11 protein-coding genes are annotated in these 11,770 nt (G+C 71.2%); 7 read left to right on the forward strand and 4 right to left on the reverse strand.

Annotation, left to right across the window (positions count from 1 at the left end; genetic code table 11):
- Positions 1–50: 50 nt before the first annotated feature.
- Positions 51–911: a helix-turn-helix transcriptional regulator gene (locus ACLQ26_RS27520; RefSeq protein ID WP_425747233.1), complete on the reverse strand. Its 861-nt coding sequence runs from the start codon at positions 909–911 to the stop codon at positions 51–53.
- Positions 912–996: 85 nt separating this feature from the next.
- Between ACLQ26_RS27520 and ACLQ26_RS27525 the strand changes: the two genes are divergently transcribed.
- Positions 997–1,758 carry an SDR family NAD(P)-dependent oxidoreductase gene (locus tag ACLQ26_RS27525; RefSeq protein WP_425747234.1) on the forward strand — a complete coding sequence of 254 codons (762 nt, stop codon included), beginning with the start codon at positions 997–999 and terminating at the stop codon, positions 1,756–1,758.
- Positions 1,759–1,850: 92 nt separating this feature from the next.
- Entirely contained in the window at positions 1,851–3,344 is a 1,494-nt protein-coding gene (locus ACLQ26_RS27530; protein WP_425747235.1) for a sulfatase family protein, read from the forward strand.
- A 78-nt stretch (positions 3,345–3,422) separates the two neighbouring features.
- Here ACLQ26_RS27530 and ACLQ26_RS27535 read toward each other — a convergent pair whose 3' ends face one another.
- Complete coding sequence (locus tag ACLQ26_RS27535; RefSeq protein ID WP_425747236.1) at positions 3,423–4,217, reverse strand: AraC family transcriptional regulator; 795 nt, start codon at positions 4,215–4,217, stop codon at positions 3,423–3,425.
- 132 nt (positions 4,218–4,349) lie between these two features.
- Here ACLQ26_RS27535 and ACLQ26_RS27540 point away from each other — a divergent pair, with 132 nt between their 5' ends.
- The gene (locus ACLQ26_RS27540; RefSeq protein ID WP_425747237.1) at positions 4,350–5,033 is read left to right on the forward strand and encodes an alpha/beta fold hydrolase; all 684 of its coding nucleotides are present in this window, start codon (positions 4,350–4,352) and stop codon (positions 5,031–5,033) included.
- 47 nt (positions 5,034–5,080) lie between these two features.
- Here ACLQ26_RS27540 and ACLQ26_RS27545 read toward each other — a convergent pair whose 3' ends face one another.
- Positions 5,081–6,706: a serine/threonine protein kinase gene (locus ACLQ26_RS27545; protein WP_425747238.1), complete on the reverse strand. Its 1,626-nt coding sequence runs from the start codon at positions 6,704–6,706 to the stop codon at positions 5,081–5,083.
- A 268-nt stretch (positions 6,707–6,974) separates the two neighbouring features.
- The gene (gene hemC, locus ACLQ26_RS27550) at positions 6,975–7,910 is read right to left on the reverse strand and encodes a hydroxymethylbilane synthase (RefSeq protein ID WP_425747239.1); all 936 of its coding nucleotides are present in this window, start codon (positions 7,908–7,910) and stop codon (positions 6,975–6,977) included.
- A 129-nt stretch (positions 7,911–8,039) separates the two neighbouring features.
- On the opposite strand from hemC, the gene ACLQ26_RS27555 reads away from it, so the two are divergent.
- The 4 genes from ACLQ26_RS27555 to ACLQ26_RS27570 are packed head-to-tail and all read left to right on the forward strand — an operon-like array spanning position 8,040 to position 11,742.
- Entirely contained in the window at positions 8,040–8,618 is a 579-nt protein-coding gene (locus ACLQ26_RS27555; RefSeq protein WP_425747240.1) for a hypothetical protein, read from the forward strand.
- A 6-nt stretch (positions 8,619–8,624) separates the two neighbouring features.
- Complete coding sequence (locus tag ACLQ26_RS27560) at positions 8,625–9,830, forward strand: efflux RND transporter periplasmic adaptor subunit (RefSeq protein ID WP_425747241.1); 1,206 nt, start codon at positions 8,625–8,627, stop codon at positions 9,828–9,830.
- Complete coding sequence (locus ACLQ26_RS27565) at positions 9,827–10,516, forward strand: ABC transporter ATP-binding protein (protein ID WP_425747242.1); 690 nt, start codon at positions 9,827–9,829, stop codon at positions 10,514–10,516. The genes ACLQ26_RS27560 and ACLQ26_RS27565 overlap by 4 nt, the downstream gene beginning before the upstream one ends.
- Positions 10,513–11,742: an ABC transporter permease gene (locus tag ACLQ26_RS27570; RefSeq protein WP_425747243.1), complete on the forward strand. Its 1,230-nt coding sequence runs from the start codon at positions 10,513–10,515 to the stop codon at positions 11,740–11,742. Before ACLQ26_RS27565 ends, ACLQ26_RS27570 begins: the two co-directional genes overlap by 4 nt.
- The last annotated feature ends 28 nt before the right edge of the window (positions 11,743–11,770 follow it).

An 11,770-nucleotide genomic window follows, 5' to 3' on the forward strand; every position in this document is an offset into this window, starting at 1 on the left:
GGTCCGCCGTGCGCGTCGGGCACGCCACCGTCACCCTCGAAGCCGGGCGGTCAGGGCTCGGTGGCGCTGACCGTCATGCGCTGGGTGCCGAGCACCGAGAGCAGGCGCAGCGCCTCCGCGGAGGGTGAGCCCGGCACTGCGGTGTGGATGACGAGCCGCTGGTCGCGGTCGGCGATGTCGAGGACGTCGCAGTTCACGGTCACCGGGCCGACCAGCGGGTGCTGGAAGGTCTTGACCAGGGTGCGCTCGTCGTCGACGTCGTGCGACTCCCACAGGTCGCGAAACCGCCGGCTGCCCGCCAGCAGGTCGCTGACCAGCGCCGCGACCTCGGGATCGTCGGGGTAGCGGGCGGCGGTGGCCCGTAGGCGCCGGGCCGAACTGCGGGCGAACTCCTCGACGTCGGACACCCCGTACAGCGCCCGGCCGTCCGGGTGCGGGCCGAGGAATGCCTTGCGGACGAGGTTGCGGTCGCGGCGGGGCAGCGCCGAGAAGTCCTCCATCAGCGCCGCCGCGAGATCGTTCCAGGCGATCACCTCGAAGCTGGCCGACGTCACGTGGGCGGCCGCCTGGGGTAACCGCTCGATGAGGTCGAGGATGCTCTGCCGCACCGCGCGCGGCGGCCCGGAGGGCGGGGCCGGCGGCCGACCGGCCAGGTGGTGCAGGTGGTCGCGCTCGGCGTCGGAGAGTCGCAGCGCGCGGGCCAGGCCGGCCAACACCTCGGACGAGGGGTGCGGGGCGCGGGCCTGTTCGAGCCGGGTGTAGTACTCGATGGAGATGAACGCCAGCCGGGACACCTCCTCGCGTCGCAGCCCGGGCGTGCGGCGCCGGGCACCGGCCGGCAGGCCCACCTCGGCGGGGGTGATCCGCTCGCGTCGGCTGCGCAGGAAGAGAGCCAGCTCCTGTCGATCCACCCCACAAGTGTGCGTCGCCGGAGGGGCTCAGCCAGGTATCGACGGTGCCTGGCTACGGCCCGGACGCCGGACGCAGGCTGGCGGCATGACACCACTGCTCAACGACAAGGTCGCGTTCGTCAGCGGGGCGGGACGGGGCATCGGCGCGGCGGCGGCCCGGCTCTTCGCCCGCGAGGGCGCGCGCGTGCTGCTGGCAGCGCGGACGGAATCCCAGCTCAGGGCCGTCACCGACGAGATCCGGGCGGCAGGCGGCACGGCCGAACACGTGCGGTGCGACCTGGCCGACCCGGACAGCGTCCGGGCGGCGATCGACCGGGCCGTCGACCTCTACGGACGACTCGACGTGGCCTTCAACAACGGCGCGACAATCACCGCACCGGGGCCCGTCGACCGGGTGAGCCAGGCCGACTTCGACCGGCTCTACCAGGTCAACCTGCGAGGTGTGTGGCTGGCCATGGTCGCCCAGGTCGAGGCGATCCGGGCCACGGCCGGCCAGGGGGCGATAGTGAACAACTCAAGCGTCGGCAGCCTCGCGGGCAATCCGGCGCTGCCCGCGTACGGGGCCATGAAGCGTGCGGTGAACAGCCTGACCGAGTCGGCGGCGATCACCTTCGCGCCGGAGGGCATCCGGGTCAACGCGATCGCTCCGGGCAACACCCGTACCGAGATGATCGACAAGTGGCAGGAGAACTCGCCCGGCCTGGTGGAGCGCCTGATCGCGGCCACACCGCTGGGCCGCCAGGCCGAGCCGGAGGAGATCGCCGAGGCGGCCGCATGGCTTCTCAGCGACCGGTCGTCGTTCGTGACCGGCGTGGTGCTTCGCGTCGACGGCGGGGCGCGAGCCTAGGAGCCGCCGTCACGGCGGGCACGAACGGCCATTGATCGGATCATCACCACCTGTTCAATAGATGCTGACAAATTTTCGCCAGTCTTGGCGGCATGGCTATCACCAAGCGCCGCCTCCTCGCCACCACGCTCGTAACAGGGCTGGCCCTGCTCGCCGCGTGGGCACCGGCACGCGCCGCGGAACCCACCCCGACACCCACCGCCACCTCGCCCAACATCATCTTCGTCCTCGTGGACGACCTCGCGTGGAACCTCGTGCAGTACCTGCCGCAGGTCCGACAGCTGCAGAGCGAGGGAGCCACCTTCACCAACTACACCGTCACCGACTCGCTGTGCTGCCCGTCGCGCTCGTCGATCCTCACCGGTCAGTTCCCGCACGACACGGGCGTCTTCACCAACGGCGGAGCCGACGGCGGGTTCGCCGTCTTCAAGGGCCGGGGCAACGAGAACCGGACGTTCGCGACTGTGTTGCAGGGCAAGGGCTACCGGACCGGCTTCCTGGGCAAGTACCTCAACGGCTACCTGCCCGCGGACACGCAGGGAGGCGCGCTGCCGTACGTCCCACCGGGCTGGTCGGAGTGGTACGTGGCCGGCAACGGGTACCCGGAGTACAACTACGACCTCAACGAGAACCACACGGTCGTCCACTACGGCAGCCAACCGGCCGACTATCTGACAAACGTCCTGTCCCGCAAGGGCAAGGACTTCATCCAGCGCTCGGCTGCCGCCAACACGCCCTTCCTGCTGGAGGTCTCGACCTTCGCCCCGCACAGCCCGTTCACCCCCGCCAACCAGGACCTCGACGACTTCCCCGGGCTCACCGCCCCGCGCACCGCGGCGTACGACCGGCTGCCCACCAACCCGCCGTCCTGGCTGGCCGACAACGGACCGCTCACCGCGCAGGAGAAGAGCACCCTGGACACGAACTTCCGCAAGCGTGCCCAGTCCGTGCAGGCGGTCGATCGGCTGATCGGCAACCTGCGCGCGCAGCTCACGACCAGCGGCATCGCCGACAACACCTACGTCGTGTTCAGCTCCGACAACGGCTTCCACATGGGCGAGTACCGGCTGACAGGCGGCAAGCAGACCGCCTTCGACACCGATGTGCGGGTCCCGCTCGTCGTGGCCGGGCCGGGCGTCGTACCCGGGTCGCAGCGCGCCGAGATCGTGCAGAACATCGACCTGGCACCGACCTTCCAGCGCATCGGCGCCGCCGACGTCGGCACGCACGTGGACGGGCGCAACCTGCTGCCGCTGGCGCAGGGCGAGGCGGCAGCGAACTGGCGTACCGGGGCGCTGATCGAGCACCACGGCCCCAACCAGGCCGCCGACGATCCCGACGCCCAGGACCGCCGCAACGGCAGCCCGATCACCTACGAGGCTCTGCGGACCGCGACCTACACCTACGTCGAGTACTCCAACGGCGAACGGGAGTACTACGACCGGACCGTCGACCCGCACCAGCTCAACAACATCGCCGCCGGGCTTTCGGCCACGCGGCGGACCGCGCTGCACGATGCCCTGGCGGCGTACGTCGCCTGCCACAGCCACTCGGCGTGCTGGACGGCCGGTCACGTGCCGGCCTGACGACGGACTCGGCGGGGCCGCTCGTCCGACGAGCGGCCCCGCCGTCACGCCGCGCGCGGGCCTGTTGGCGGACCGACGTCACCGGGCGGACGTGGCCCCCGGTGAGGGTGGAGCTGGGTGACCGGCTCGGTAACGGCCCGGAGTCGTGCCGACGATCGCGGTGAACGCCGCGATGAAGCTGCTCGGGTTGGCCCACCCGCAGGCGTGGGCGGTCCGGGTGGTGTCCCGGCCGTCGGCCAGCAGCACGAGTGCGTGGTAGACCCGTAGCTGCGTGCGCCACTCGTAGAAGGTCATGCCGAGTTCGGTGCGGAACAGTCGGCTGAGGGTACGAGGGCTCGCTCCGATCATCTTCCCGAGTTCGGCAAGCGTCGCGTTGCCCGCCGGCGTCTCGTACAGCATCCGGGCGATCGCCCGCAGGCGGTCGTCGCGTGGCTCGGGCAGGTGCAGTGGCTGTTCGTGTGCCTCGCGGAGCTCGTCGACGAGCACGCGAAGCAGGCGAGAGCGCGCGGGACGGCTGTAGCCGGGCGTCGCGTCGTCGTAGTTGCCGGGGCCGGTCAGGGCGAGCAGGACCTCGCGGGCGAGGGCCGAGGTCAGGAACACGGCGGGGCGTTCCGGTAGCAGCCGGGCGAGGGACGGCGCGAGGAACACGATCCGCATGTCGGTGTCGCCGTGCGCCCGATGGTCGTGGATGAACTCGGCGGGGGTCCAGGCGACCCGGTTGGCGGGAACGATCGACGTGCCGCGCTCGGTGTGCACGGCCAGGATGCCGCTGGCCGCGTACACCAGGTGTCCTTGCTCGTGGGTCTGCGCGGCGCTTGCCCCGCCGGAGGGCCAGAGGTGGCGGCCGCCCGAGGGCCAGAGGTGCGACGTCACTCCGGCGACCGGACGAGATTGGCGGGGAACGGGCATTCGATGGCTTCCTGTCGGTAGTAAGCCACACCCTGACCTGGCGACACTACCTCCGTGCGGTGATTCCCCGCCGCGCCGAGGCTGGAGAGGATAACCATGACGACGTACGTGCTTGTGCCAGGCGCCTGGAAGGGTTCCTGGTCGTACGAGGCGGTGGTTCCGCTCCTGGAACGCGCTGGTCACACTGTGCACGCGCTGACCCTGACCGGTCTGGGACCGGACGACGACGACGCGACTGTCGCTACCGCCAACCTCGACACGCATGCCGGCGACGTGCTGCGGCTCCTCGATCGCGCTCACATCACCGACGCGACGCTTGTCGGCCACAGCTACGCCGGGATGGTGATCACCGCCGCCGCGGACCGCGCCGCCGGCCGGATCTCACGCCTGGTGCATCTCGACGCCTACGTTCCGCGCGATGGCGATTCGTGCTGGTCGGCGACGAACGAGCACTTCCGGAAGGTGTTCGCCGAAGGCGCTGCGACCACCGGCCACTCCGTCCGACCGCCCGAGGGCGGCGATCCCCGCCGCCGTCCCCATCCCCTCGCCTCGTTCCTACAGACGATCCGGCTCGGCGGTGCCGTCAACCAGGTCCCCCGACGCGAATTCGTCTACTGCTCGGGATGGGAGGACCGGACGCCGTTCGCCGCACTCCGCGCCCGGCTCGACGCCGATCCCGAGTGGCAGGTCCACGACCTTCCCACCGGCCACGACGCCGTGCACGAGGCCCCGGAGGCGGTCGCCGCGCTGCTGCTCGACGAACGCGGACCATCGCGGTGACGGCCAGGGGTGGCCAGATGGCCAGGAGTTGAGCGGAGGGACGAGGGTCAGACCGCGCCCCGGTCGACCAGGCTGAACGTGGTGTCGATCGGGGCGTCACCGAGAAACTCCAGGTAGATGTGCTTCCTGGTCGGACTCCACTGCACCACGCCGTACTCGTCGTTGGTGATGACGTAGGAGGTGCGCCCCTTGTCGTCCTTAGCCTCACGGGAGATCGCGAAAAGAGTCGCCGCGGTGGGCCGGCAGTCGGTTCCCACAAGCAACTTGTTCTCCTTCGCATCGAGCTTGACACCGAGGCACGGCCGGTGGGCGATCTCCGGGTTCACCGATTTGATCATGTAGTCGACACCTACCGGTTCGAGCACGAAGAGCGCATCCTTGCCCGTTCCGTCGCCGGTTCCGAGCTCCCCGTCCGACGGCAGCGACAGGTCACGGTCGATCTCCACCACGTGGAGCAGGATCCGTCGCTGCCCGGCCAGGATGGCCTGGGTCGGATCCCCGCCGGCCGACGGCGACCTGGTCGGCGTACCCGAGCTGGGTGTTGGCGTGGACGCGGTGGCCGCGGACCCGGTCGGCCCCGGGCTGCCGGCCGCCGTCGAGCCGGTGGGGTCGGGTTTGGACCCGCCGTTCAGCAGCTTCGGAACGAAGACGAACGCGAGCGCCAGCAGCACGATCACCGCGGAGATCGCACTCAGCCCGGCGAGCCAGCCACGCCGGCCCGAGCCCCCGTGACCGGCCGCGGACAGACCCGGCGGCATCGGCGGCCGGCCCTGGCCGCCACCACCGGCAGCCGGCAGCAGTGCCACCGTCGGCGTCTCACCCAGGAGTTGGACCGGCCTGGCGGCACCCCCCCGATCCGCCGCGGTCAACAACCCGTCGAGCAGTTCCCGGGCGGTCGGCCGGGCGGCGGGATCCTTCTCCAACGCCCGGGAGACCAACTCCCGCAGCGCCCCGCCGAGGCCTGTCAGGTCCGGCGGTTGCGTGAGGATCCGCATGGCGGTGGCGGTCGGGGAGTCGCCCCCGAACGGGTTACGGCCGGTCGCGGCGTGTGCGACAACGGCACCCCAGGCAAAGATGTCCGCGGCCGGGCCGACCGGATGGCCGGACGTCGTGTCGAACCGCTCCGGTGCCATGTACGAGACGGTCCCGACCACCTGGTTGGTCCGGGTGTGCTGGCTCGTCACCTCGAACGCCCGGGCGATGCCGAAGTCGATGACCTTGATCCCACCCGGCGCGACCAGCACGTTCGCCGGCTTCAGGTCCCGGTGGATCACTCCGGCGCCGTGGATGGCGGTGAGCGCGGTAGCCACCCCGACCGCGATGCTGTGCACCTGCGCAGCCCCCAGCGGCCCCCGTTCCCGGATCACCTGGGCAAGGCTGGGTCCCTCGACGTACTCCACGACCAGGTAGGGCGGGTCGTGGTCCGGGTCGGCGTCCAGGACCTCGGCGGTGCAGAACGGTGGCACCTGGCGGGCGCGGTTCACCTCACTGCGGAACCGACCACGGAACTCCTCGTCGTGCGAGAACTCCGAGCGGACGACCTTGACCGCGACCAGCCGTTCCTGCGGCGACCGGGCCAGGAAGACACTGCCCATGCCGCCGTCGCCGAGCCGGTCGAGCACCTCGTACGCGCCGAGCCGGGCCGGGTCACCGGGGCGCAACCCGTTGCTCACGCCGAACGCCCGCAGACCGTGACCACCGCGCGAGCCGATCCGCCTATCACACGTTCCCCTTAGGTCACTCGGACGCCGCCCCGCAGCCTATCGTCCGCTCACCCAACCCCGTCGATGCCGTCGCCCGTGGGGTGGACCCACCACCCGAGGGTGTCTTCCAGCGCGGCCGCGACGGGTTGTCTCTGTGGTGGGCGCTGGTCCGCTGGCTCACCCGGGTCGTCGAGTCACAGGCGTCGCGGCCCGCCCGTCAGCGTGTAGACGGTTGTACCTACCCGTAGGCGGGCAGGTCGAGCAGGTCGCGGGCGCCCTGGCGCAGCAGGGCAGCGGCCACGGAAGTCCCCAGGGTGATGGGATCCGCCGCCCACTCGTGCACGTCGAGCACTGTCTTGCCGTCGAGGCTGAGCACCCTCGCCCGCAGACCGAGGCGCCCGTCGGGTTCGGTGCGCGCGAGCGCGGCGATCGGCGAGTGGCAGTTGCCCTGGAGGATGTGCAGCAAGGTCCGCTCCGCCATGGTCTCCCGCGCGGTCCGCTGATCACCGAGGCCCGCCACCAGGTCTCGGGTGCTCGTGTCGTCGTCGCGGCACTGCAGGACCAGGGTTCCGGAGCCGACGGCCGGCACCATCGTGTCGACGTCGATCGGGTGGGTGATCCGGTCGGCCCGCCCGATCCGTTCGAGGCCGGAGACCGCGAGGAGGAGCGCGTCGTACGGGTCGCCGGCGTCGAGCTTCGCCAGCCGGCTGTTCGCGTTGCCACGCACGGCCACCGGCACCAGGTGCGGCCAGTGCAGGGCCAGCTGCGCGATCCGCCGGACCGCGGAGGTGCCGATCCGGCTGCCCGCGGGCAACTGCTCGATGCGCAGTCCGCCCGGGTGTACCAGGCAGTCCCGGACGTCGTCCCGAGTGAGATAGGCGGCCATCACCGTGCCGGCCGGCACCGGGCGGTCCCCCGGTACGTCCTTGACACAGTGCACCACCACGTCGACGTCCCCGGCGAGCAGGGCGGCGTCCACCTCCTTGGTGAACGCTCCCTTGCCACCCAACGCGGCCAGGTCGCCGAGCCACCGATCCCCGCTTGTCGACATCGACACCACGTCGACCGCGACCTCGGGGTGCCGGTCGGCGAGCATCCTGCGGACCCGCTCGGCCTGGGCCAGCGCCATCGGGGAGTTGCGGGTACCGATGCGCAGCAGCCGAGAGTCGGACATACCGGCGAGGGTAGACCGTTGCGGGCAGGCGGCGACAGTCAGCCCGACGGTGCGCGCTCTGGACCGCAGATTCGAAGACGGCGTGCGAACCTAACGAATAGCTCACATGCCGCGACCAGGCTGGCCGGCATGCGAAACGCGATTGTGAAGATGGTCGGTCTGGGGGCCCTGCTGCTGTCGCTCCAGGCATGCGGCGGCCAGTCGAAGGAGTCGGAGCCGCAGGTAGCCGCGATCCCGGGCGCGACGACGTCGGCGAGCGCCGGACCGGCCGCTTCGAGCAGCGGCGCCGATCGTCAGCTTCCCCTCGGCGCGACCAAGCAGGAGATCGACCGCGTCTACGAGGCCTACTACGCCTGCTGGACGCAGCACGGCGTGCCGTCGGCGCCGGGCGAGAACGGCGGTCCGCTTCTCAGCTACAAGATGGACACGGAGAAGTATCAGCCGGCCGTGGACGCGTGCGCTGACAAGGAGCCGCTGGGCGCCCCCGAGCTCGACCCCCAGCAGAATCCGAACTTCGCCGACGACCTCCGCGAGCAGCTGAAGTGCGTCCAGAGCCACGGCCTGTCGATGGAGATCCGGCAGGCGGGAACTGACAACGCCAGCCTCTGGGTCGCGCCGGAGACCAAGGCCAATCTCGAGAAGGCGAACAGCGACGCGGGTAGGGAGATCCAGCGTCAGTGCGAGATCTCGGCCTTCACGGAGAAGTAGCCGACCGTGCGGACGAAAACCCTCGTCATCATCGTCGCCGGCGCGCTCGCGCTGGGCGGCGCGGTCTACGCCGTCCACGCGAGTGCGGGCGACGACTCTCCGACCACCCAGCCGGGCGCGGCAAAGGTGGCCACCGCCGAGGTCGTGCGGACCGACCTCTCCGACTACTGGACCGAGAGCGGCACTGTCGGCTACCGCAAGCAGCGCACCCTGCGTGGCGTCGCTGCCGGGGTGCTCACCTGGCTACCGAAGCCGGGCAGCGTCATCGCGCGGGGCGACACCCTGTATCGGGTCGGCGACCGGCCGGTGACGCTGTTCTTCGGCTCGTCGCCGATGTTCCGCGACATCGACGTGGTCGGCACCGTTGGTCGCGACGTCAAGGTGCTGGCCGACAACCTGCGGGGGCTCGGCTACCGGATCGGGCACCAACCAGCCCCGGGGACACGGGTCACCGTCCAGGGTGCTCCCCCGCCGGCCGCGGGCGCGGATACCGACAAGAGCACGGACAAGACCACCGACCGGGACGCGGCCACCGCCGCATCCGGAACGTCGTCGTACCAGACCGTCGTGACCAGCCAGGACGCGGTCTTCACCCCGTCGCTCAGGGACGCGGTGAAACGCTGGCAGGCGGCAGAGGGGGTACGCCCGGCCACCGGCACGGTGACCCTCGGCGACATTCTGGTGCTGCCCGGCGCGGTACGGGTGGGCGCGGCTTCGGCGCAGTTGGGCGACGACGCCACAGGCAACCTGATGGCGATCAGTGATCAGGCCAAGGCGGTGTTGGTGGAAATCGACGCGAGTCGGGCCGACGACCTCCGGGCTGGGCAGAAGGTGCAGATCGCCCTCCCGGACAGCTCGCACACCAGCGGCACCATCAACTCGGTGAGCAGCAACGTCCAGGCCGGCCCGTCGGAGGGCGGAGATCCAGGTTCCGAGGGCCCGAAGGTGCAGGTCGTCATCACTGTGGACAAGGCCGCGGCGATCCAGAACATCAGCTCGGCCGCCGTCGAGGTCCGGTTCACCGGCACCACCGAGCACGACGTCCTCGCCGTCCCGGTCGGCGCACTGCTCGCGCTCAGCGGCGGCGGCTACGGCGTCCAGATCTCCGACGGCGCCCTGACCGCGGTGAAGGTGGGCCTGTTCGCCGACGGCATGGTCGAGATCACCGGTGCGGGCATCACCGCCGGCACCCGGGTGGTGACGACTTCGTGACCACGGTGCTGGAGATCGACAATGCCAGCCGGCGCTACGGCGAGGACGTGACCGCGCTGCGCGACGTCTCGTTGCGGATCGGCGCGGGCGAGTTCGTCGCCATCCTGGGGCCCTCCGGGTCGGGAAAGTCAACCCTGCTCAACATCATGGGCACGCTGGACCGGCCCACCGAGGGCCGGGTGCTGATCGGCGGACGTGACGTCACCACCATGTCCGACCGGCAGCTGTCCAGCCTGCGCGGTCGCTGGCTGGGCTTCGTGTTCCAACAGTTCCACCTCACCGATGGGCTGACCGCGACCGAGAACGTCTCGACAGGCCTGCTCTACGCCGGCGTGCACCGCCGTCACCGGCGGGCGCTGGCCCTGGCGGCGCTGGAGCGGGTCGGCCTGGCCCACCGCGCCGACCACCACCCGCAGGCGCTCTCGGGCGGCGAACGCCAACGGGTGGCGATCGCCCGGGCGCTTGTCAACCGACCCGCGCTGGTGCTGGCCGACGAGCCGACCGGGGCGCTGGACATGGCCACCGGCTCGGCAGTGCTCGACCTCCTGACCGAGCTGAACCGCGGCGGGACCACCATCGCGCTCATCACTCACGACCACGAGGTGGCCGCCCGGGTGCCCCGACAGGTCCGCATCCTGGACGGCCGGCTGGTGTCCGACTCCGCGGTGAGCGGTACGCCGGCATGAGGCGTACCCGTGAAGCGGCGCGAGTGGACCGGGACGCCGCACCGGTCCGTCTGGCCCCCGCCGACCTGGTCGGTCTGGGCCTGCTCGGCCTCCGCACGCGCACGGCGCGGGCCGCGCTGTCGGCGCTCGGCATCGCTATCGGCATCGCCACCCTGGTCCTGGTCACGGGGATTCCCGCGTCGAGTCAGCGGGCACTCGAGGAGAAGCTGGCCGCGCTGGGCACCAACCGATTGCAGGTCACACCGGCGCCCAACCGCGAGCCACCGGTCAAGCTGCCCGTCGAGTCGGTGGACATGGTGTCCCGGATCGCGCCGGTGACGGTGGCGAGCGCGACAGCCGACTTCGGGCTGAACGTCGCCCGCTCCGATCGGACCGGTCCTGGCGACTACAACGCGATCGCGGTTGTCGCCACCAGGACGAATCTGCTCGCGGCGATCGACGGCCGGGTACGCTCCGGTCGCTTCCTGGACCCGGCGATGGAGCGCCTGCCGACAGTGGTCCTCGGCTCGGTCGCCGCCCAGCGGCTCGGCTTCACCACCGTCGACCTCTCCCAGCCGATCCAGGTCCACCTTGGCGGGCAGCGGTTCAGCGTCATCGGCATCCTCGACCCGGTGCCACTCGCGCCCGAGATCGACCGCTCCGCGATGATCGGCTGGGAGGCGGCCGGCAACTGGTTGCGCTTCGACGGGCACCCGACCCGGATCTACGTACAGACCACCGACGCCCAGGTGGTGGCGGTGCGCTCGGTCCTGGCCGCCACCGCCAACCCGGAGCATCCGGGCGACGTACTGGTCAGTCGCCCCTCGGACGGGCTCGCCGCCAAACAGGCGGTACGGCAGACCTTCAACTCGCTGCTGCTCGGGCTGGCCGGGATCGCCCTGCTCGTCGGCGGCATCGGAGTGGCGAACACGATGTACATCTCGGTGCTGGAGCGGCGTCGCGAGATCGGCCTGCGCCGGGCCCTGGGCGCGAACCGGGGCCAGATCCGCATCCAGTTCGTGACCGAGTCGATCGTGCTGTCGGCGCTCGGCGGGGCGGCCGGGGTGCTGACCGGCGCGCTGGCCGTCGCCGGCTACGCCACCCTTCAGCACTGGCCGGTGACCATCCCACCGGTGGCGGCCGCCGCCGGACTGGGAGGCGCCCTGGCCATCGGCGTGCTGGCGGGGGTCTATCCGGCGATGCGGGCGGCCTCGCTCGATCCGACCGAGGCACTCGCCAGCGTCTGAGCTGCCGTTAGGAATCTGTCAGGTCGGG

Origin of the sequence: Micromonospora sp. DT43 (genome assembly GCF_049841645.1) — a bacterium.
Taxonomy (GTDB): Bacteria; Actinomycetota; Actinomycetes; order Mycobacteriales; family Micromonosporaceae; genus Micromonospora.